Here is a 19793-nt window from a genome sequence, read left to right as displayed (position 1 = left end):
CGTAGGAGGCATCATGGCCCGGACCAAGCATACAGAGGCGCGTGCACACGCGCCGTTCCGCAAGGCGACCGCTCTGGCCGCAAGCGTCTCGTTGCTCGTACCCGGGTTCGTTCCACCCGCCTTTGCCCAGGACAATGCCGAGATAATCGCCGCCTGCGAGGCGGAGTTCGCGGGCCGGCCGAACCGGCTCGAGCGTTGCCTGACGAGGCAGGGCGTGAACGAGGGTGCGGCGCCGGAGGCGCCCGCTGTCGATGCGGAGGCCGCGGGCGACGCGGAAAGCACCGAGGGCAATGGCCGGAAGGCCAAAGGCGATCGGGCCGAGCGGGCCAACCGCGCCGCGGAAGCGGAGGTTCCAGCAGAGGCCGACGCTGAGCTCGAAGCCGACCCCGAAGCCGACGGAACCGCCGAACCGGCCTCCCCGACGGAACCCGAGGTCGCCGAAGAGCCGCGCGCGCCGGCCGACGCCACGGAGCCTGCCATGGCGGACGGCCAAGCGACCGAGGCCCCGAGCGAGGAGGAAGCGGCCGGGACCCGCCGCGCGCGTGACGCGGATCGATCTGCCAAATCTGGAGAGCGGGACGGCGATGGCGGCACCGAGGAGGAGCGCGTGCGCCGTCGGCTCGAGGCCGAGGGTCAGGACGGGAACGCTACCGAGTCGCCGCGTGCCGAGGCGGATGCGGCGTCAGGCGATACCGATGCGGCCGCGGACGAAGGCGGCAGAAGGAACGCGGAGCCCGAGGCCGAAGCGGCGGGATCCGGTGGTGACCGCACACGGCAGGAGCGCGAGCAGCGGCGGCAGGCGAACGAAGGTGGCGAAACTGACGTGGAGCCCGAAGCCGAAGCGGCCGAGTCCGACGGCGATCGCACGGGGCGGACTCGCGAGGAGCGGCGGCAGGCGAACGAGGGCGGACGGCGCGGCGAGAAAGACAGCGCCATCGCCGAGGACGTTGCCTCCAGGCCCGAGCCCGAACTGAACGAGCGGCAGCGCCGGGCCCGCGATCAGGCCTCGCAGGCGCTCGAGCAACTCCAGGGCAATGGCGGTTCGGCCGCGGCGGCCATCGCGGGCGAGGAATCCGAAGCCGAGGTCGAGGAGGAGACGATCGCCGAGGGCGATGTGCGTACCTCGTCCGAGGATTTCGAGACCGAGGCCGTGGTCAGCGAGAACGACGACGATGACGACGACGACGACGGGGGCCTGTCCGGCGGTGCGAAGCTCGCGCTCGGCGCGCTCGGGGCGCTGGCGGTCGGGACGGTCCTCGCCAATCGCAGCCGCGTCGTCTCCAATTCCGGCGACCGCGTTGTCGTGCAGCAGGACGACGGCGCGCTGCAGGTCTTCAAGGACGACGACGCGCTGTTGCGGCAGAGCGGCGACGACGTGCGGACCGAGCGGTTCGACGACGGCTCCACCCGCACCACGGTCACGCGACCGAACGGCAGCCGGATCGTGACGATCCGCGACGCCTCGCTGCGCGTACTGCGCCGCGACCGGATCGACCCGGACGGCACCCGCTACACGCTGATCGACGACACCGAAGCGGTGGAGCCGGTCGACGTCGCGACGCTGCCGGAGCCGATCGTCTCTTCGCGCTCGGGTCAGAGCGGCGATCCGCTGCGGGACGCGCTCGAGCGCGAGGCGGGGACCGAACGGCGCTTCAGTCTGGCGCAGGTTCGCAGCATTCCCGAGGTCCGGGCGCTCGCTCCGGCTTACGAGGTGAACACGGTGACCTTCGCGTCGGGCTCCGCCGCGATCTCGCCGGAACAGGCCGCGAACCTGACGAGTCTGGCCCGCGAGGTGCTGGGCACGATCCGGGAGAACCCGAAGGAGGTGTTCCTCATCGAGGGGCATACCGACGCCGTGGGCGACGCGGCCTACAACCTCGCTCTGTCCGACCGCCGGGCGGAGACGCTGGCGCTCGCGCTCAACGAGTATTTCGACGTCCCCGTCGAGAACATGGTCGTCCAGGGCTACGGCGAGGAGTTCCTGAAGGTGCCGACAGAGAATGCGGAGCAGGAGAACCGTCGGGCCACCGTCCGACAGATCACCGGCCTGCTGAGAACCGCCGCGGCGAATTGAGCCGCGACGTGCAAGGAAATTAAAGGCCGGTCCCGGGAAGGGGTGGGTCATTACGAAGTGCTTGTTCAAGGCGCGACCCTTCGCCATTCTGCCGGCGGAGGGTCCATTTTTTTATGCAGGCAACCGATGATGCGCCGCGCGCCGCGCTCGACTGGCATCGCGCCGGCAAGGGGGCGGTCCTCGCCACCGTGATCGAGACCTGGGGCAGCGCGCCGCGCCCCCGGGGCTCGCAACTCGCCGTGTCGGGCGAGGCGGAGATCGCGGGCTCCGTCTCGGGCGGCTGCGTCGAGGGCGCGGTGGTGGCCGAGGCGCTCGAGGCGATGGAGGATCGGCGGCACCGGGTCCTGGAATACGGGGTGTCCGACGACGAGGCCTTCGCGGTCGGCCTCGCCTGCGGGGGGCGCATCCGCGTGCTGGTCGAGCCGGTGGGCGGGACGCTGCCCGAGGATTTGCTGGCGGATCTGGTGGACCGGCGCGCGCGGGGTGAGGCGGTCGGACAAGCGGTGGATGTCGAGAACGGGGCAGCCTCTCTCGTTCCGGCCGATGCCGTAGCCAAGCGGCTTCGCGCGGATCGCAGCGATTTCGAGCCGGACGGGCGCACCTTCGTGACCCTGCACGCGCCGCCGTTGCGCCTGATCGTCGTGGGCGGGGTGCATGTCGCGCAGATGCTTGTCCCGATGGCGCGGCTTGCCGGGTACGCCGCGACGGTGATCGACCCGCGCGAGGCCTTCGCGTCGCCGGCACGGTTCCCGGACACCGCGCTGACGCATGACTGGCCGGACGCGGCGATGACGGCGCTCGCCCCCGACGCGCGGACGGCGGTGGTGTTGCTGACGCACGATCCGAAGCTCGACGACCCCGCGCTGATGGTCGCGCTCGGCTCGCCCGCCTTCTACATCGGCGCGCTCGGCTCGACGCGGACGCATGCGAAGCGGGTTGCGCGGTTGGAGGAGGCCGGGATCGACGCGGACCGGATCGCACGGATCGACGCGCCGATCGGGCTCGACATCGGATCCCGCACGCCGGGCGAGATCGCGGTGGCGATCCTCGCGGCGATGACGCAGGCGCTGCGCCGTCCATGAGGTTCGGCCCGGTACCGCTCGGCGAGGCGGAAGGCGCGATCCTCGCCCATTCGGTCGCCACGCCCGAGGGGCGGATTCGCAAGGGAAGCCGCCTCGACGCAGACATCGTGGCGCGGCTGCGCGCGGCGGGGCGGGACAGCGTGATCGTTGCGCGGCCGGACCCCGGCGACGTGACCGAGAACGACGTGGCAGAAATGGTCGGCCGCGCGCTGCTCGCCCCGGGGCTCGAACTTCGCCCGCCGTTCACGGGGCGCGCCAATATTCACGCGACGGGTACGGGCGTTCTGGAAGTGTCGCGCGCGAAGATCGACGCGGCCAACGCGATCACGCCGGACGTGACCGTGGCGACGCTGCCGGAATGGCAGCGCGTGGCGGCGGGAACGATGGTCGCGACGGTGAAGATCATCCCCTATGCCACGGACGGCGCGGTACTTTCGGGTCGGCTCGACGCCTTGACCGGCGCGTTGCGCCTGCATCCGCCGGTGATCGGGCGGGCGGAGTTGATCGTGACGGTTCTGGAGGGCGCGCCGGACGGGACGCGGGCGGTTCTGGACCGGCTCGACCGGCTGGGCGTGGCCTGCGAAGTCACCCAAGTACCGCACCGGCGGGACGCGATCCGGGCGGCGCTCGCGGCAGGGGACGCGCCGTTGCGCCTGATCCTGACGGCTTCGGCCACCTCGGATGTCGAAGATGTCGGGCCCGGCGCGCTGGTCGATGCCGGGGGGCGCCTCACGCGGTTCGGGATGCCGGTCGATCCGGGGAACCTGCTTTTCCTCGGCACGCTCGGGTCCGACCGGGTGCTGGGCCTGCCGGGCTGTGCCCGGTCGCCGAAGCTCAACGGCGCGGACTGGGTGCTGGAACGCCTGGTCTGCGGGATCGAGCTTACGGGCGAGGACATCGCGCGGATGGGGGTCGGCGGGCTGCTGGGCGAGATCCCGACCCGGCCGCAACCGCGGGAGCCGCGGCGGCGCGACCAAAATCGCAGTTCCCCGCCTGCCGGACCTGTGGTTGAGTGACCGCAAACGAGGGAGACGACGCATGACCAAAGTCACGATGACCGTAAACGGCAAGTCCCGCAGCGCCGAGGCCGAGGGCCGGACGCTGCTGGTCGACTGGCTGCGCGAGGGGTTGCGCCTGACGGGGACGCATGTCGGCTGCGACACGACGCAATGCGGGGCCTGCATCGTGCACCTGAACGGCGAGCCGGTGAAGGCGTGCAGCGTGCTGGCGCAGGAGGTCGACGGCGCCGAGGTCACGACGATCGAGGGGGTCGCCGGGGCGGACGGTACGCTCAGTACGGTGCAGCAGGCGTTCCAGGATTATCACGGCCTGCAATGCGGCTTCTGCACGCCGGGCATGGTGATGGCGGCGACGTCGCTTCTGAAGGAGAACCCGCGGCCGAGCGAGGCGGAGGTGCGCCACTACCTCGAGGGCAACATCTGCCGCTGCACCGGCTACCACAACATCGTCAAGGCGGTGATGGCGGCCTCGGGTCAGGACGTGCCGGCCGTCGCGGCCGAGTAGGGGATCGGCACGCGTCGGGGAGGGCGCGCGCCGCAACGGAACACGAGCCGGAGCGGGGTCGCGGACCTCCCGGCATCAAGGGAGGACGAGACATGCCGAAGGATACCGGAATAGGCGCGAGCCCGAAGCGGCGCGAGGACGTGCGCTTCCTGACCGGGAAGGGCCGCTACACCGACGACATCAACCTCATGGGGCAGGCGCATGTCGTGTTCCTGCGCTCGGACGTGGCGCACGGGCGGATCACGTCGATCGACACGAGCGCGGCCGAGGCGATGGAGGGCGTGATCCGGGTCTTCACCGGCAAGGATTTCGCCGAAGTCGGCGGCATCCCCTGCGGCTGGCAGATCACGTCCATCGACGGCTCGGTCATGCAGGAGCCGAAGCATCCGGTCCTGGCCGACGGAAAGGTGCGCCACGTGGGCGACCCGATCGCCGCCGTCGTCGCGGAGACGCGCGATCAGGCGAAGGATGCCTGCGAGGCGATCGAGGTCGACATCGAGTCGCTGCCCGCGGTGATCGACATGAAGGCCGCGGTGAAGCCCGACGCGCCGAAGGTGCACGACGATTTGACGAGCAACCTCTGCTACGACTGGGGCTTCGTGCAGGAGAACAAGGACGCGGTGGATCGCGCGATCTCGGAGGCGGCCCATGTCACCACGCTGGAACTGGTCAACAACCGGCTGATCGCCAACCCGATGGAGCCGCGCGTGGCCGTCGGCGACTACACGTCCCACGACGACCACTCGACGCTCTACACGACGTCGCAGAACCCGCACGTGATCCGCCTGCTGATGGGGGCCTTCGTCCTCGGCATTCCCGAGCACAAGCTGCGGGTCGTGGCGCCCGACGTGGGCGGCGGCTTCGGCACCAAGATCTTCCACTACGCGGAGGAGGCGTTCTGCACTTTCGCGGCGAAGGCGCTGGAACGCCCCGTGAAATGGACCTCATCCCGCTCCGAGGCCTTCATGTCGGACGCGCACGGGCGCGACCACGTCACCAAGATCGAGCTCGCCCTGGATGCCGAGCACAACTTCACCGCGCTCCGGACCGAGACCTACGCCAACATGGGCGCCTATCTCTCGACCTTCGCGCCCTCGGTGCCGACCTGGCTGCACGGCACGCTGATGGCCGGCAACTACAAGACGCCGCTGATCTACGTGAACGTGAAGGCGGTCTTCACCAACACCGTGCCGGTGGATGCTTATCGCGGGGCCGGACGGCCCGAGGCGACGTTCCAGCTGGAGCGGGTCGTGGACAAGGCGGCCCGCGAACTGGGCGTCGATCCGGTGGAGCTGCGCCGGAAGAACTTCATCACCGAGTTCCCCTACGCGACGCCCGTTGCCGTCGAATACGATACCGGCGATTACAACGCGACGATGGACAAGCTGCTGGAGCTCATCGACCGCGACGGCTTCCCCGCGCGGCGGGCGGAGAGCGAGGCGCGGGGCAAGCTGCGCGGGCTCGGGATCAATTCCTACATCGAGGCCTGCGGCATCGCGCCCAGCCACCTCGTCGGGCAGCTCGGGGCGCGGGCCGGCCTCTACGAGAGCGCGACGGTGCGGGTGAACGCGACCGGCGGCCTCGTGGTGATGACCGGCAGCCACAGCCACGGGCAGGGGCACGAGACCTCCTTCCCGCAGGTCGTGGCGGACATGATCGGCATTCCCGAGGATCAGATCGAGATCGTCCACGGCGACACGGCCAACACGCCGATGGGCATGGGCACCTACGGTTCCCGCTCGCTGGCGGTCGGCGGCTCGGCCATCTACCGCGCGACCGAGAAGATCATCGCCAAGGCCAAGAAGATCGCCGCGCACCTCATGGAGGCCTCCGATCAGGATATCGAGCTGAAGGACGGCCGCTTCACCGTCGCCGGGACCGACAAGTCGGTCGCCTGGGGCGATGTGACGCTCGCCGCCTACGTGCCGCACAACTACCCGTTGGAGGAGATCGAGCCGGGCCTGGAGGAGACGGCGTTCTACGACCCGAACAACTTCACCTATCCCTCGGGTGCCTATGCCTGCGAGGTGGAGGTCGACCCCGAGACCGGGAAGGTCGAGGTGCTGGCCTTCGCCGCGGCCGACGATTTCGGGAACGTCGTGAACCCGATGATCGTCGAAGGTCAAGTGCACGGCGGCTTGGCGCAGGGAATCGGGCAGGCGCTCCTCGAGAATTGTGCCTACGACGCCGACGGGCAGCTGCTTTCGGCCAGCTACATGGACTACGCCATGCCCCGGGCGCACGACTTCCCGATGTTCACGGTGGACAGCTCCTGCCAGACGCCTTGCACCCACAATCCGCTGGGCGTGAAGGGTTGCGGCGAGGCGGGGGCGATCGGCTCGCCGCCTTCCGTCGTCAACGCGGTGATCGACGCGCTGGCCTCGGGCGGCCATGAGGTGGGTCATATCGACATGCCGCTGACGCCGCCGCGGGTCTGGCACGCCATGCATGGCGGAACACCGAACCAGGGCGCCGCGCAACCGGCGGCGCATAGCGAAGAGACGACGCACGACCGGTCCGTGGCCGGCGCCGCGACGAACGTCTGAGGAGAGAGCGATGTACGATTTCGAACTGGTCCGGCCCACGAACCTGCAGGAGGCGATCGAGGCGCTTCAGGCCGAGGACGCGCAGGCGCTCGGCGGCGGGCAGACGCTCTTGCCGACGATGAAGGCGCGGCTGGCGATGGCAGACCGGCTGGTCGCGTTGTCGGGGATCGCGGAGATCAAGGGGATCTGCACCGACGATAACGGGCGGATCTGCATCGGTGGCGGGACCACTCACGCCGCCGTGCAGAGCGGTTGCGCCGAGACCTTCCCGGCGCTGGCGTCGCTCGCCGGACGGATCGGCGATCCGGCGGTACGCAATCGCGGCACGATCGGCGGCTCGCTCGCCAACAACGACCCCTCGGCCTGCTACCCGGCCGCGGCGTTGGCCTGCAACGCGACGATCGTCACCCAGAACCGGGAAATCCCGGCGGACGAATACTTCCTCGGCATGTTCACGACCGCGCTCGAGGAGGGGGAGATCGTCACCGAGGTGAAGTTCCCGGTACCCCAGGCCGCGCATTACGAGAAGTTCATCCAGCCCGCCTCCCGCTTCCCGCTCGTCGCGGTCTTCGTCGCCAGGTATGCCGACGGCGTGCGCGTCGCCGTGACCGGCGCCTCGTCCGACGGCGTGTTCCGGTGGGGCGAGGCGGAAGCGGCGCTGTCCGCGGACTTCTCGGAAGATGCGGCAAGGGGGCTGACCGCGCCCGATGCGGGCGGCATGATCTCGGACCTGCACGGCGACGGCGCCTACCGCGCGCATCTCGTGAAGGTCATGTGCGCGCGGGCGGTGAAGGCCTGCCTCTGACGAGACGGTCAGGGACGGCTGACCGGGGCATTCACGCTCGGCAGGCGTCCCTCATTCATCGACAATCGTGTCGGCCGATCGATCCCACAGTCTGGACACGTCCGGCTTCGCGTCGAGACGGACGTTCAGGACGCGGGCAGGGGGCCGGTCTGCCAGAGACGGACCTTCAGGCCCCCGTGCGGCACCGGCGGTCCCGGTGGTGCGAAGGGAAGCTCCATCGCGCCGGCGAGACCCGCTTCCGTGGTCACGATTCCCACCCGCCAGCCGCCGAAGCGCGTCCGCAGGGAACGGCCCAACGCCGCGTAGAGCGGATAGAGCGCCTTGCGGTCGCCGATCCGCCCGCCGTAGGGCGGGTTCGCGATGACGAGGCCGGGTGCCCCGGGGGGCGGTTCGATCTCGCTCACGGCCGCCTTACGGAAGGAGACGAGCTCGCCGATCCCGGCACGCTCGGCATTGGCCCGCGCGGCGGCGAAGGCCCCGGCATCGCGGTCGGAGCCGTAAAAGGCAAGGTCGGGCTGGGGCCGAACCCCCTGCTCGCGCATCGCGGTCCAGGTATCGACATCGAAGCGCGCGAGCCGCTCGAAGGCGAAGAGTCGTCCCCGTCCGGGCCGCAGCCCCGCGGCGATCTCGGCCGCCTCGATCACGAAGCTGCCGGAGCCGCACATCGGGTCCAGCACCGGCTCCGCCCCGCGATAGCCGCAGGCGCGCAGGAACATCGCCGCCATCGTCTCCCGCATCGGGGCCTTGCCGACTGCGACCTTGTGGCCGCGCTTGTGGAGGCTCTTCCCCGACGTATCAACGCTGAGCTCGACGAGGTTGTCGTCGATCCGTGCCCGAACCGTCACGCCGCCGGGCCCGATCGGCGCGCCGAGTTCTTCGGCGATGGCCGTCTCGATCCGCTGTTGCGCCGCGCCGGCATGGTAGATCTTGGACTTCCGGTTCGTCGCGACCTCGACCGCGACGGGAATGTCGGGGCGCAGCGTGTCGGCCCAGGGAAACTTGCGCGCCCGCTTGTCGAGTTGCGCCAGATGGAAGGCCCGGAACGCGCCGATCCCCGCCAGCACCCGCACGGCCCCGCGCAACGTCAGGTTCGCCCGCCACACCTCCGCCCATCCGCCGCGGATCGTCACGCCGCCCGGGACGACCGCCACGCCGTCGAAACCCGCCTCCGACGCCTCGTCCGCCAGGACGGGCTCGAGGCCGGGCGGGCAGACGAGGAAGATCCCCGTCGGTTCAGGCGTCAATGTTGAGGCCGGGATAGAGCGGTTCGTAGATCGGCTCGAGCGTCGCGGTGTCGAAGAGCGACGAGACCGACGTGCCGTTCCAGATGTTGAGGATCGCCTGCGTCAGCATCGGCGCGGTCGGCACGATGCGGATGTTGGCGCAGCTTTTGACGTCCTCCGTCGGCTCGATCGAGTCGGTGATGACGAGGCTCTTCAGCTGCGACGCAGTGATCCGCCCGACGGCCGGACCGGACAGGACGCCATGCGTGATGTAGGCGTGCACCTCCTTCGCGCCGGCCTCCACCAGGACGTCCGCCGCCTTGCAGAGCGTGCCGGCCGTGTCGCAGATGTCGTCCACGATGATGACCGTCTTGCCGGCCACCTCGCCGATCACCGTCATTTCCGAGATCTCGCCCGCACGCTCGCGTCGCTTGTCGACGATGGAGAGCGGCGCGTTGATCCGCTGCGCGAGTTCGCGCGCGCGGGCCACGCCGCCCACGTCCGGGCTGACGATCGCCAGATCGTCCATGCTGCCGCGAAAATGGTGCATGATGTCGAGCGCGAAGATCGGCGACGCGTAGAGGTTGTCGACGGGAATATCGAAGAAGCCCTGGATCTGCGCGGCATGCAGATCCATCGTCAGCACCCGCTCGATCCCGGAATTGGCGATCAGGTTGGCCACCAGCTTGGCGGAGATCGGCGTGCGCGCCTTGGTCCGCCGGTCCTGCCGGGCATAGCCGAAATAGGGGATCACGGCGGTGATGCGCGCCGCCGAGGAGCGCCGCAGCGCGTCCGAGATGATGAGGAGCTCCATCAGGTTGTCGTTCGCCGGGTTCGAGGTGGACTGGACGATGAACATGTCCTCGCCGCGCACGTTCTCGAACACCTCGACGAAGATTTCCTGGTCGTTGAAGCGCTCCACCCGCGCTTCGACGAGGCCGGTCCGCACGCCCCTGTGCATCGACAGGCGCCGCATGATGGCCCGGGCGAGAGGACGGTTCGCGTTGCCGGAGATGACCTTCGGGTCGGGACTTGGCATGCACGCACCTCTCGAATCACCGCGGGTCTCGCTCGCGCATCGCCTAGCACCCGCCGGGTCGGGGGCAAAGCGTGCCGCGGCGCGTGGCGCGCGCATCGTTGCGCCCGGGTGACCGTGCGCCTACCGTCCGCGGCGACGCGCAGTCCCGGAGGATGCCATGCAGATCGACTATTACCTCGCCACCACGTCGCCCTATACCTACCTCGCCGCCACGCGGCCGGCGGAGATCGCGCGGAAGCACGGCGCCGAAATCGTCTACAAGCCGCTCAACACCTTCGACCTCTTCGGGCGTACCGGCGGCCAGCCTCCGAAGGACCGCCACGAGAGCCGGCAGGCCTATCGCCTGATCGAGATGCGCCGGCAGGCGGAGAAGGCAGGCAAGCCGCTGAACCTGCATCCCGCCCACTGGCCGACGAACCCCGCTCCGTCCTCTTACGCGATCATCGCCGCGCAGGCCGAGGGCGGCGGCGACCTTGCCGCGCTGGTGGCCGGTCTGACGCGGGCCTGCTGGGCCGAGGAGCGTGACGTGGCCGAGGACGCGGTCATTGCCGATTGTCTCGAGGCGGCGGGCTTCGACCGCGGCCTCGTCAATCGCGGCATGATGGCGGGAGCGGAGACCTATGCCCGCAATCTGGAGGACGCGGTCGCCGCCGGCGTGTTCGGCGTGCCGTTCTTCGTCGCGGGCGAGGAGAAGTTCTGGGGTCAGGACCGGCTGGACGATCTCGACCGCTATCTTTCCCAGGTGTGAGGACCATCCTCGCGCTGCATTGCATGCTCGCGTCGGGGGCGGCCTGGCGCGGGGTCCAGGGGGCGATGCCCGAAACCCGGCTCGTCTGCCCCGATCTGCCCGGGCACGGCCACGCCGCCCCCTGGGATGCCGCGCGCCCCTTCATGGATCAGGCCGTCGAGATCGCCTGGGCTGCCGTGCCGCCCGGCGCCTTCGATCTGATCGGCCACAGCTACGGCGGCTGCGTCGCGCTGCGCCTACTGGCGGAGGCGCCCGACCGCATCCGCAGCCTCACGCTGGTCGAGCCGGTGATGTTCGCCGCGGCCGAGCCTGCCTTGCAGGCGGCGAACCGGACGGAGATGGCGCCGGTCGACGCCGCAATGGAAGCCGGCGACCGCGACGCCGCCGCGCGGGCCTTCACCGGACGTTGGGGCGACGGCTCGGCGTGGGATGCGCTGCCGGACCGGCGGCGGGCCTATATCCGCAACCGCATTCACCTGATCGCGGCAAGCGCGCCCGGCATCGTCGCGGACGTCCACACAATCCTTTCACGCCTGCCGGCCGATCCGCCGCCGGTCACGATCGTGACTCGCCGCGATCCGCCGGCCGTCGTCGCCGGGGTCGCCGCGGGGCTGCGCGCCCGCCTGCCGGGGGCGCGGATCGTCGAAGCCGGCGCAGGGCACATGATCCCGGTGGAGGCGCCGGAAGCACTCGCGGAGCAACTGCGCGCTGCCATCGCCGGGACCTGAAAACGAAGCGAGCCCGACCCCTTTCGGGATCGGGCTCGTGGTGAACCGTGGCAACCGTCGGGCATGTATTCCCGAGGACCTGTATATACAGGTGGGCGCCGGGTAACACGGCCAGGACCGCGACAGAGCCAGCTCCCTCGGAATTGCTTAAGGCCACCGGAATTATGCCGTGGTGACGAGAAGCACAGAAACACCGAGAGGGAAGCTAGGTTGCGGATGCCGCCCCTGCAAGGGGTCTTCGGCCGACGCCTCCGTCTGGACACCGGTTCACGCTTCGTTCACAACCGCGCCCATGTTCGTTCCGGACCCGCCCCCCGCCTGTGAACCGCAACCCGGCCAGCTTCTCGCGCGGGGCGTCTGCCGCCATCTGCGCGAACACGACTTCGCGTGCCTCGAGGAGTTCTCGCCCGAACGCGGCCGGCGCCTCGACGTCATGGCGCTCGGGCCGAAGGGCGAGTTCTGGATCGTGGAGTGCAAGTCGAGCCGTGCCGACTTCACCTCCGACCTGAAATGGACGGGCTACCTTGAATGGGGCGACCGGTATTTCTGGGCCGTCGACGCGGAATTTCCCGCCGAGATCCTGCCGGCCGAGACGGGTCTGATCGTGGCCGACGCCTTCGACGCGGAGATCGTGCGGATGCCGGAGGCCGCGCCCCTCGCGCCCGCGCGCCGCAAAAAGCTGACGCTCAAGTTCGCGCGCTGCGCCGCCGGGCGGATGCAGGGCCTGCGCGACCCGATGTGGGGCTCTACCGCGAGCCTTTGACCATCATCGCGGCGGCACGGATCTCCTCGGCGATCTCGAGCGCCTCGTCCGGCTCGAAATCCATCGGGATCTCGGCCCCGTGGCTCTCGACGAAGATGCGCACCATGCCCTGATCGGTCGGCCCGATCTGCAGGTTCGCCTCGGCGTCGGATTGGTTGTTGATGCCCATGCCGCCCCTCTAGACTTCGCACAGGCACCACGCAAGATGGCCCGATGACGCTCGACGACTGCACGTTCCGCGATCTGGAACCCGGCGATGCGGGCTGGGTCGCGATGCGGCACGGTGCGCTCTACTGGGCGGACGAGGGCTACGACATCGCCTTCGAGGGGCTGGTGCTGGCCGTCCTGGCCGAGTTCATCGCGAGCCGCGGTCCACGGGATCGCGCCTGGATCGCCGTCGACGCGGCGGGCACGCGCCAGGGCTGCGTGTTCTGCGTCTGGCCGGACGCGGAAGTGGCCAAGCTGCGCATGTTCCTCGTCGAGCCGGCGATGCGCGGCACGGGGCTTGCCCGGCGGATGCTGGAGGCGTTGATCGAACACGCCCGCGCGAACGGCGCCCGGAAGGTCGTCCTCTGGACGCATGAGAGCCACCGGGCCGCCGGCCGCCTCTACGCCCGCAGCGGCTTCGATCTCGTGGGCAGGGTTCCGGTCGTGGCCTATGGTCAGCCCACGGTCGAGCAGACCTGGGAGTTGACGCTCTGACGTCTCCGGAAGCCCTTCGCGCCCTTGCACCCCGGAGGCTGTTTCGCTAGAGCGCGTTCGAGTGCCGGCGTAGCTCAGTTGGTTAGAGCGCCTGATTGTGGATCAGGAGGTCCCCCGTTCGAGCCGGGGCGCTGGTACCATCCTCCATCCCCCCTGCGGAACCGATCCGCGACCATCCCCGAGGGAGGCCGAGCCATGTCCGACGCCAGCACCACCGAATGGTGGAAGACGGGGGTCATCTACCAGATCTACCCGCGCTCCTTCATGGACAGCGACGGCGACGGAATCGGCGATCTTGCGGGGATCGAGTCGCGGCTCGACCATCTCGTCGCACTCGGCGTGGACGCGATCTGGATCTCGCCCTTCTATCCGTCTCCGATGGCCGATTTCGGCTACGACGTCTCGGACTACACCGGTGTCGATCCGCTGTTCGGGACGATGGAGGATTTCGAGCGTCTGCTGACCGCGATCCATGCGCGCGGGCTGAAGCTCCTCCTCGACTTCGTGCCCTGCCACAGCTCCGACCGGCACCCCTGGTTCCTCGAAAGCCGGTCCTCCCGCGACAATCCGAAGCGGGACTGGTATGTCTGGCGCGACCCGCAGCCCGATGGCGGCCCGCCGACGAACTGGATCGCCGAGTTCGGCGGCTCGACCTGGGAATGGGACGCGGGGACCGGGCAATACTACCTCCATTCCTTCCTGCCCGAGCAGCCGACCATCAACTGGCGCAACCCCGAGGCCCGCGCCGCCATGCTAAATGCGATGCAGTTCTGGTTCGACCGGGGCGTGGACGGCTTCCGCGTCGACGCGGTGGACCACGCCGCGCCGAACCCCGAGCGGGGCGACAACCCGGTCAATCCGGACTGGACCGGGGCCGAGGGCCATACGATGAGCCTCGTGGCCGCGCATTCCCGCCATCAGCCTGAGGTCTTCGACGTCGTCCGCGACATGCGCAAGCTTGCCCGGACCTATCCCGAGGAGAAGCTCCTCGTCGGCGAGGCCTACGGCGAGATCCACGAGTTCATCGAGTATTACGGCGCCGAGCTCGACGGCTTCCAGCTGCCGTTCAACTTCCTGCTCATCAAGATCGAGTGGAACCCGATGATCGTCGCGGGCCTCGTCGACGCCTACGAGGCCGCGCTGCCCGAAGGGGCCTGGCCGAACTGGGTGCTGGGCAATCACGACCGCGCCCGCATCGCCACCCGCGCCGGCCCCGATCAGGCGGCGGTGGCGGCGACGCTGCTGCTGACGCTGCGCGGAACGCCGACGATCTACCAGGGCGACGAGCTTGGCATGGAGAACGTGGAGATTCCCGCCGACCGTGTCGTCGATCCCTGGGAGCTCAACATGCCGGGCGAGGGGCTTGGCCGCGACCCCGAGCGTGCGCCGATCGCCTGGGAGGCGGGACCGGGCGGCGGCTTCACGACGGGGGAGCCTTGGCTGCCGATGGACACGCGTTCGGGCATGAACGTCGCCGCGCAGGAGGACGATCCGGCCTCGATGCTGAACCTCCACCGCCGTCTCCTGCGGCTGCGACGGGCGGAAGTGGCGCTGACGCTGGGCGATTACCGCACGATCTCGGTGGACGACGCGGTTTTCTGCTACGAGCGGAAGCAGGGCGACAGCCGGATCGGCGTGGCGCTGAACTTCAGCGACATGACCCGGCCGACGGATCTGGCGGGCGAGACGCTGTTCTCGACCACCGGCGACGACGAACGGACGGGCGATCTTGCCCCGAACGAGGGTCGCGTCGTCCGGCTCGCCTGAGCGCTATTGCAGGTCGGCGAAGGCCGCCTGCATCCGCTCCACCGCCGCCTCGACCCGCGCGCGGGGCGTGGCAATGTTGAAGCGCAGGAAGCTCTCGCCGCCCTGACCGAAGGTCGGGCCATGATTGGCGGCGATCCGGGCATCCCGCTCCACCCGGCGCGTGAACTCCTCGCGCGACATGCCGGTGCCGTCGAAATCGACCCAGCTCAGATAGGTCGCCTCGAGCGGCACGGACTTCAGGCCCGGGATCGCGTCGATCCCCGCGTCGAAGACCCGCCGGTTGCCGTCGAGATAATCCATCAGCCGATCCACCCAGGCCGCGCCCTCCGGCGAGTAGGCCGCCGTCGCCATGAACAGGCCGAAGGAATTGGGCGACAGGCCCAGCGCCATCATCCGCTTGGCGAAGGCCGCGCGCAGTCCCTCGTCGTGGATGATGACGTTGCCGGTATGCGCGCCCGCGATGCTGAATGTCTTGGTGGTGGACGTCATCATCACCAGCCGGTCGGCGATGCCGTCGATCCGTGCCATCGGGATATGCGTCTGGCCGGGATAGACGAGGTCGTGATGGATCTCGTCGGATACCAGGATCAGGTCGTGGCGCCGCGCGAAGGCCGCGTAGCCCTCGAGCTCCTCCCGCGTCCAGACGCGCCCGTTCGGATTGTGCGGCGAGCAGAGTACCATCATCTTCGCGCCCGCCTCCGCGACCACCGCGTCCCAAGCGTCGAAATCGGGCGCGTACCGCGAGCCGTCATAGGCCAGCTCGCATTCCACCACGCGCCGGTCGTTGGCGCGGATGACCTTGGCGAAGGCGTGGTAGACCGGCGTGAACAGCACGACGCCGTCGCCCGGCGCCGTCCACGTATCGACGCAAAGCGCGGTGCCGTTGACGAGGCCATGCGTCGTCAGGATCGCCTCCGCCTCGACCTCCCAGCCGTGCCGTTCCCGCATCCACCAGCGGATCGCGTCGTGGTAAGCGCGGTCGTCGCCGAAATAGCCGAAGATGCCGTGGTCGGCCTGACGCCGGACGGCCGCGCGGATGCAGGCGGGCGGGCGAAAATCCATGTCCGCCACCCACATCGCCAGCCCGTCCTCGGGCGAGACGCCGTAGATCGATTCCATCATGTCCCACTTGACGCAATGCGTGTCGCGGCGGTCGATGATCTCGTCGAAATCGGGCTGGATGGTCATGGAAATCTCCTTGTTGGCCCGCACCTCTAAGGCCAAAGGCGGCGGTTGCAAGGCGAAGGGTGTGCCACTAGATCGGGCGCGATGAAGCGCCCTATCCTGATCCATCCCGACCCGCGCCTGAAGCAGGTCGCCGCGCAAGTCGACGACCTGTCGGACGCGCGGCGCGCGCTGGCGCGCGACATGCTCGAGACGATGTACGACGCGCCGGGCATCGGCCTCGCCGCGCCGCAGGTCGGCGTGATGGAGCGGCTGATCGTGCTCGACTGCGTCAAGGAAGAGGGCGAGACGCCGCGTCCCCTCGTCATGTTCAACCCCCGGATCCTGGCCGCGAGCGAGGAGACGGGGACCTACGAGGAAGGTTGCCTGTCGATCCCGGACCAGTACGCCGACGTCACCCGCCCGAGCGAGGTCGAGGTGCGCTGGATCGACCAGACCGGCGCCGAGCGGACCGAAGGCTTCGACGGGCTCTGGGCGATCTGCGTGCAGCACGAGCTCGACCACCTCGAGGGCAAGCTCTTCATCGACTACCTCAAGCCGATGCGCCGGCAGATGATCACCCGCCGGATGCAAAAGCTGAAGCGCGAACGGGCGCGCGAGGCGGGATGATCCTGCCGATCGTCCAGCATCCGGACCCGATTCTGCGCGTCGTCTGCCGACCGGTGACGGGGGATGTGACCGCGCTCGCACGCGACATGCTCGACACGATGTACGCCGCCCCCGGGCGGGGCCTCGCCGGGCCGCAGGTCGGCGTGACCGAGCGTCTCTTCGTGCTCGACGCGACCTGGAAGGACGGGCTGCCCGATCCGCGGGTTTTCGTGAACCCGGAGATCGTGGCACGCGACGGCCGGCAGGTGAACGAGGAGGGATGCCTCTCGATCCCCGAGACGCCCCGCCGCGTGGCCCGCCCGGCGGAGATCACGCTCGCCTTCGATGGCGCCTCGGGGCGGCGGGAGGAGCGGTTCGCGGGGTCCGCCGCCGCCTGCATCTGCCACGAGATGGATCATCTCGACGGTGTCCTGATCCTCGACCATCCGGAAGCGGAGCCCGCCGATCCGGCCTGAGGGGCACGATTGCCGCTGGACCCGGACGCGGAGACGCGGCACGAAAGCCCCGATGACGCACCGCCCCTTCCTGCGCTGGCCCGATCCGCGCCTCCGCATGCCCGCCGAACCGGTCGAGGCCGTCGACGACGCGGTCCGGGCGATTTGGGACGAGATGGTGCAGGCGATGCAGGCTATGCCCGGCGTGGGACTGGCCGCACCGCAGCTCGGCATCATGCGCCGGCTGGCCGTGGTCGATGCCGGCGACGGGCAGGGGGTCACCCGTCTCGCCAATCCACGCATCCTGCACGCAAGCGCCACGCTGCGCGACCACGAGGAGGCGTCGCCGAACCTCCCCGGCGTCTCCGCCCGCGTGTCGCGCCCGCGCGCCGTCACCGTGGCCTTCCTCGACGAGACGGGCGCCGAACGGGAGGCGGAGTTCGTGATGCTTCGCGCGACCTCGGTGCAGCACCAGATCGATCATCTCGACGGGCGGATGTACTTCCACCGCCTGTCCAAGGTGAAGCGTGACATGCTCCTCAGGAGGGCCGCCAAATGCGCCTGATTTTCATGGGAACCCCGGATTTCGCGGTGCCCGTCCTCGATGCGATGCACGAATCCGGCCATCACGTCCTCGCCGCCTATTCGCAGCCGCCGCGACCGGCAGGCCGGGGCAAGCAGGACCGGCGCAGTCCCGTCCATGCCCGTGCCGAGGCGCTCGGCGTCGAGGTGCGGACGCCAACCTCGTTCAAAGGCGAGGCCGCGCAGGACTTCGCCGCGCTCGACGCCGATCTCGCGATCGTCGTGGCCTACGGACTGATCCTGCCGCAGGCCGTGCTCGACGCGCCGCGCCACGGCTGCCTCAACGTCCATGCCTCGCTCCTGCCGCGCTGGCGCGGCGCGGCGCCGATTCACCGCGCGGTGATGGCAGGCGACGATCGCACCGGCATCTGCATCATGGCGATGGAGGCGGGGCTCGATACCGGGCCGGTCCTGCTGCGCGAGGCGACGGATATCGCGCCGACCGACACGACGGGCGACCTGCACGACCGCCTCTCCGCGATGGGCGCCCGGCTGGCGGTGCAGGCGGTGGACCGCATCGCGCGCCTCTCCCCCGTCGCGCAGCCGGAAGACGGGGTGACCTACGCCGCCAAGATCGACAAGTCCGAGGCGGAGGCCGACTTCGCCTGGGACGCGGTGACGCTGGCGCGGCAGATCAACGGCCTCTCGCCGTTCCCCGGCGCCTGGGTCGCGCGTGACGGCGCGCGGCTGAAGCTCCTGCGCGCGATGCTGCTCCCCGAGGTCGAGACTTCGGCCGCGCCGGGCACGCTGCTCGACGCGGATGGCCTCGTCGTCGCCACCGGGTCCGGCGCGGTCGAACTGCTCGAGGTGCAGCAGGCCGGGCGCGGTCCGGTGAGCGGCGTGGCGTTCCGCAACGGCGCACGGCTCGGTCCCGGCGATCCGCTGGCGGGCTGACGGGCTGGACCCCGGCGCCCCGCGATCCTAGGTGGGGACCAAGGAGCGATGCCATGACCGAACCGAGACCCCCGCTGACCCTCCACCTCGCCGCCCCCCGCGGGTTCTGCGCGGGCGTGGACCGGGCCATCAAGATCGTCGAGATGGCGCTCGAGAAATGGGGCGCCCCGGTCTACGTACGCCACGAGATCGTCCACAACCGCTACGTCGTCGACGGGCTGCGCGCGAAGGGCGCGGTGTTCGTGGAGGAGCTCGACGAATGCCCGCCCGACCGGCCGGTGATCTTCTCCGCCCACGGTGTGCCCAAGGCCGTGCCTGCCGAGGCCGCCGCGCGGGACATGGTCTGGGTCGACGCGACCTGCCCGCTGGTCTCCAAGGTCCATATCGAAGCCGCGCGGCACCACGAGAACGGGTTGCAGATGGTGATGATCGGCCATGCCGGCCATCCCGAGACGATCGGCACGATGGGGCAGCTTCCGCCGGGCGAGGTTCTCCTGGTCGAGACGGCCGAGGACGTGGCGCGGCTGGAGCCGCGCGATCCCGACCGGCTGGCCTTCATCACGCAGACGACGCTCTCCGTCGACGACACCGCCGACATCGTGGCCGCGCTCAAGGCGCGGTTCCCGGCGATCATCGGTCCGCACAAGGAGGACATCTGCTACGCCACCACCAACCGTCAGGAGGCGGTGAAGGCGATGGCGCCGGATTGCGACGCGATCCTCGTGGTCGGCGCGCCGAACTCCTCGAACTCGAAGCGCCTGGTCGAGGTCGGCGCGAAGGCCGGGTGCCGCTACGCCCAGCTCGTGCAGCGAGCGGCCGAGATCGACTGGCGCGCGCTGGAGGGCATCCGCTCCGTCGGCATCACCGCGGGGGCGAGCGCGCCGGACGTCCTGATCGAGGAGGTCGTCGCCGCTTTCCGCGACCGCTTCGACGTGACCGTGAACCCGGTCGTGACGGCGGAGGAGAACGTGGAGTTCAAGGTGCCGCGGGTGCTGCGCTCGGCCTAAAGCGGGCGGCGCGGACGGGATATGTCAAGCGCGTGGATTAATTTCTCGGCAACCTTCGATAGGTTGACGGAAGGTTCTGTC

Annotated in this window: 20 protein-coding genes and 1 tRNA gene; 17 read left to right on the top strand and 4 right to left on the bottom strand. The window is 69.7% G+C overall.

Features of this window, described 5'->3' with window-relative positions:
- Positions 1-13 precede the first annotated feature (13 nt).
- The 6 genes from Q1A87_RS02295 (at position 14) to Q1A87_RS02270 (ending at position 8031) form a co-directional block, all read left to right on the top strand.
- On the top strand, positions 14-2074 hold the full coding sequence (locus Q1A87_RS02295) for an OmpA family protein (RefSeq protein ID WP_299646661.1): 2061 nt from the start codon (positions 14-16) through the stop codon (positions 2072-2074).
- A 113-nt stretch (positions 2075-2187) separates the two neighbouring features.
- The gene (locus tag Q1A87_RS02290; protein WP_299646659.1) at positions 2188-3156 is read left to right on the top strand and encodes an XdhC family protein; all 969 of its coding nucleotides are present in this window, start codon (positions 2188-2190) and stop codon (positions 3154-3156) included.
- The gene (locus Q1A87_RS02285) at positions 3153-4172 is read left to right on the top strand and encodes a molybdopterin-binding protein (RefSeq protein ID WP_299646657.1); all 1020 of its coding nucleotides are present in this window, start codon (positions 3153-3155) and stop codon (positions 4170-4172) included. Before Q1A87_RS02290 ends, Q1A87_RS02285 begins: the two co-directional genes overlap by 4 nt.
- A gap of 22 nt (positions 4173-4194) precedes the next feature.
- Complete coding sequence (locus tag Q1A87_RS02280; protein ID WP_299646655.1) at positions 4195-4680, top strand: (2Fe-2S)-binding protein; 486 nt, start codon at positions 4195-4197, stop codon at positions 4678-4680.
- Positions 4681-4772: 92 nt separating this feature from the next.
- Positions 4773-7226, top strand: coding sequence for a xanthine dehydrogenase family protein molybdopterin-binding subunit (locus Q1A87_RS02275; RefSeq protein ID WP_299646653.1), 2454 nt, complete (start codon positions 4773-4775; stop codon positions 7224-7226).
- Positions 7227-7236: 10 nt separating this feature from the next.
- A complete protein-coding gene (locus tag Q1A87_RS02270) occupies positions 7237-8031 on the top strand; it encodes a xanthine dehydrogenase family protein subunit M (protein ID WP_299646651.1) in 795 nt (264 codons plus the stop codon).
- Positions 8032-8156: 125 nt separating this feature from the next.
- Here the strand turns inward: Q1A87_RS02270 and Q1A87_RS02265 are convergent, their stop codons facing one another.
- Together Q1A87_RS02265 and Q1A87_RS02260 are read right to left on the bottom strand one after the other, a co-directional pair.
- Positions 8157-9275, bottom strand: a complete 1119-nt coding sequence (locus tag Q1A87_RS02265; RefSeq protein ID WP_299646649.1) for a class I SAM-dependent RNA methyltransferase — start codon at positions 9273-9275, stop codon at positions 8157-8159.
- Positions 9265-10293, bottom strand: a complete 1029-nt coding sequence (locus tag Q1A87_RS02260; protein ID WP_299646647.1) for a ribose-phosphate pyrophosphokinase — start codon at positions 10291-10293, stop codon at positions 9265-9267. The genes Q1A87_RS02265 and Q1A87_RS02260 overlap by 11 nt, the downstream gene beginning before the upstream one ends.
- Before the next feature lie 157 nt (positions 10294-10450).
- Here Q1A87_RS02260 and Q1A87_RS02255 point away from each other — a divergent pair, with 157 nt between their 5' ends.
- The 3 genes from Q1A87_RS02255 (at position 10451) to Q1A87_RS02245 (ending at position 12532) form a co-directional block, all read left to right on the top strand.
- Complete coding sequence (locus Q1A87_RS02255; RefSeq protein WP_299646645.1) at positions 10451-11041, top strand: 2-hydroxychromene-2-carboxylate isomerase; 591 nt, start codon at positions 10451-10453, stop codon at positions 11039-11041.
- Positions 11038-11769: an alpha/beta fold hydrolase gene (locus Q1A87_RS02250; protein ID WP_299646643.1), complete on the top strand. Its 732-nt coding sequence runs from the start codon at positions 11038-11040 to the stop codon at positions 11767-11769. Before Q1A87_RS02255 ends, Q1A87_RS02250 begins: the two co-directional genes overlap by 4 nt.
- Positions 11770-12061: 292 nt before the next feature.
- Positions 12062-12532 carry an MmcB family DNA repair protein gene (locus tag Q1A87_RS02245; protein ID WP_299646641.1) on the top strand — a complete coding sequence of 157 codons (471 nt, stop codon included), beginning with the start codon at positions 12062-12064 and terminating at the stop codon, positions 12530-12532.
- Here Q1A87_RS02245 and Q1A87_RS02240 read toward each other — a convergent pair.
- Entirely contained in the window at positions 12516-12701 is a 186-nt protein-coding gene (locus tag Q1A87_RS02240; protein ID WP_299646639.1) for a DUF6324 family protein, read from the bottom strand. The two genes, Q1A87_RS02245 and Q1A87_RS02240, sit on opposite strands and share 17 nt — an antisense overlap.
- A 44-nt stretch (positions 12702-12745) precedes the next feature.
- On the opposite strand from Q1A87_RS02240, the gene Q1A87_RS02235 reads away from it, so the two are divergent.
- The 3 genes from Q1A87_RS02235 to Q1A87_RS02225 all read left to right on the top strand — a co-directional run bounded on the left by Q1A87_RS02235 (position 12746) and on the right by Q1A87_RS02225 (position 15001).
- Positions 12746-13234, top strand: coding sequence for a GNAT family N-acetyltransferase (locus tag Q1A87_RS02235; RefSeq protein WP_299646637.1), 489 nt, complete (start codon positions 12746-12748; stop codon positions 13232-13234).
- Between the two features lie 63 nt (positions 13235-13297).
- Positions 13298-13374, top strand: a tRNA-His gene (locus Q1A87_RS02230).
- 55 nt (positions 13375-13429) lie between these two features.
- Complete coding sequence (locus tag Q1A87_RS02225) at positions 13430-15001, top strand: alpha-amylase family glycosyl hydrolase (RefSeq protein WP_299646635.1); 1572 nt, start codon at positions 13430-13432, stop codon at positions 14999-15001.
- A 3-nt stretch (positions 15002-15004) separates the two neighbouring features.
- Here Q1A87_RS02225 and Q1A87_RS02220 read toward each other — a convergent pair whose 3' ends face one another.
- Positions 15005-16189: a MalY/PatB family protein gene (locus Q1A87_RS02220; protein ID WP_299646633.1), complete on the bottom strand. Its 1185-nt coding sequence runs from the start codon at positions 16187-16189 to the stop codon at positions 15005-15007.
- Between the two features lie 81 nt (positions 16190-16270).
- Here Q1A87_RS02220 and def (Q1A87_RS02215) point away from each other — a divergent pair, with 81 nt between their 5' ends.
- The 5 genes from def (Q1A87_RS02215) to ispH are packed head-to-tail and all read left to right on the top strand — an operon-like array spanning position 16271 to position 19712.
- Positions 16271-16795, top strand: coding sequence for a peptide deformylase (def, locus tag Q1A87_RS02215; RefSeq protein WP_299646631.1), 525 nt, complete (start codon positions 16271-16273; stop codon positions 16793-16795).
- Complete coding sequence (gene def / locus Q1A87_RS02210; protein WP_299646629.1) at positions 16792-17250, top strand: peptide deformylase; 459 nt, start codon at positions 16792-16794, stop codon at positions 17248-17250. The genes def (Q1A87_RS02215) and def (Q1A87_RS02210) overlap by 4 nt, the downstream gene beginning before the upstream one ends.
- A gap of 52 nt (positions 17251-17302) precedes the next feature.
- A complete protein-coding gene (gene def / locus Q1A87_RS02205; protein ID WP_299646627.1) occupies positions 17303-17794 on the top strand; it encodes a peptide deformylase in 492 nt (163 codons plus the stop codon).
- On the top strand, positions 17785-18705 hold the full coding sequence (gene fmt / locus Q1A87_RS02200; RefSeq protein ID WP_299646625.1) for a methionyl-tRNA formyltransferase: 921 nt from the start codon (positions 17785-17787) through the stop codon (positions 18703-18705). The genes def (Q1A87_RS02205) and fmt overlap by 10 nt, the downstream gene beginning before the upstream one ends.
- 53 nt (positions 18706-18758) lie before the next feature.
- On the top strand, positions 18759-19712 hold the full coding sequence (gene ispH, locus Q1A87_RS02195; RefSeq protein WP_299646623.1) for a 4-hydroxy-3-methylbut-2-enyl diphosphate reductase: 954 nt from the start codon (positions 18759-18761) through the stop codon (positions 19710-19712).
- Positions 19713-19793: the final 81 nt, after the last annotated feature.

Origin of the sequence: uncultured Jannaschia sp., from assembly GCF_947494055.1 — a bacterium.
GTDB lineage: Bacteria > Pseudomonadota > Alphaproteobacteria > Rhodobacterales > Rhodobacteraceae > Jannaschia.
This window is presented reverse-complemented; position numbering and strand designations above follow the sequence as displayed.

Coding starts and splice junctions, on each gene's coding strand:
- Q1A87_RS02295 (WP_299646661.1), top strand. CDS start 14: ATGGCCCGGACCAAGCATACAGAGGCGCGTGCACACGCGCCGTTCCGC.
- Q1A87_RS02290 (WP_299646659.1), top strand. CDS start 2,188: ATGCAGGCAACCGATGATGCGCCGCGCGCCGCGCTCGACTGGCATCGC.
- Q1A87_RS02285 (WP_299646657.1), top strand. CDS start 3,153: ATGAGGTTCGGCCCGGTACCGCTCGGCGAGGCGGAAGGCGCGATCCTC.
- Q1A87_RS02280 (WP_299646655.1), top strand. CDS start 4,195: ATGACCAAAGTCACGATGACCGTAAACGGCAAGTCCCGCAGCGCCGAG.
- Q1A87_RS02275 (WP_299646653.1), top strand. CDS start 4,773: ATGCCGAAGGATACCGGAATAGGCGCGAGCCCGAAGCGGCGCGAGGAC.
- Q1A87_RS02270 (WP_299646651.1), top strand. CDS start 7,237: ATGTACGATTTCGAACTGGTCCGGCCCACGAACCTGCAGGAGGCGATC.
- Q1A87_RS02260 (WP_299646647.1), bottom strand. CDS start 10,293: ATGCCAAGTCCCGACCCGAAGGTCATCTCCGGCAACGCGAACCGTCCT.
- Q1A87_RS02255 (WP_299646645.1), top strand. CDS start 10,451: ATGCAGATCGACTATTACCTCGCCACCACGTCGCCCTATACCTACCTC.
- Q1A87_RS02245 (WP_299646641.1), top strand. CDS start 12,062: ATGTTCGTTCCGGACCCGCCCCCCGCCTGTGAACCGCAACCCGGCCAG.
- Q1A87_RS02240 (WP_299646639.1), bottom strand. CDS start 12,701: ATGGGCATCAACAACCAATCCGACGCCGAGGCGAACCTGCAGATCGGG.
- Q1A87_RS02235 (WP_299646637.1), top strand. CDS start 12,746: ATGACGCTCGACGACTGCACGTTCCGCGATCTGGAACCCGGCGATGCG.
- Q1A87_RS02225 (WP_299646635.1), top strand. CDS start 13,430: ATGTCCGACGCCAGCACCACCGAATGGTGGAAGACGGGGGTCATCTAC.
- Q1A87_RS02220 (WP_299646633.1), bottom strand. CDS start 16,189: ATGACCATCCAGCCCGATTTCGACGAGATCATCGACCGCCGCGACACG.
- def (WP_299646631.1), top strand. CDS start 16,271: ATGAAGCGCCCTATCCTGATCCATCCCGACCCGCGCCTGAAGCAGGTC.
- def (WP_299646629.1), top strand. CDS start 16,792: ATGATCCTGCCGATCGTCCAGCATCCGGACCCGATTCTGCGCGTCGTC.
- def (WP_299646627.1), top strand. CDS start 17,303: ATGACGCACCGCCCCTTCCTGCGCTGGCCCGATCCGCGCCTCCGCATG.
- fmt (WP_299646625.1), top strand. CDS start 17,785: ATGCGCCTGATTTTCATGGGAACCCCGGATTTCGCGGTGCCCGTCCTC.
- ispH (WP_299646623.1), top strand. CDS start 18,759: ATGACCGAACCGAGACCCCCGCTGACCCTCCACCTCGCCGCCCCCCGC.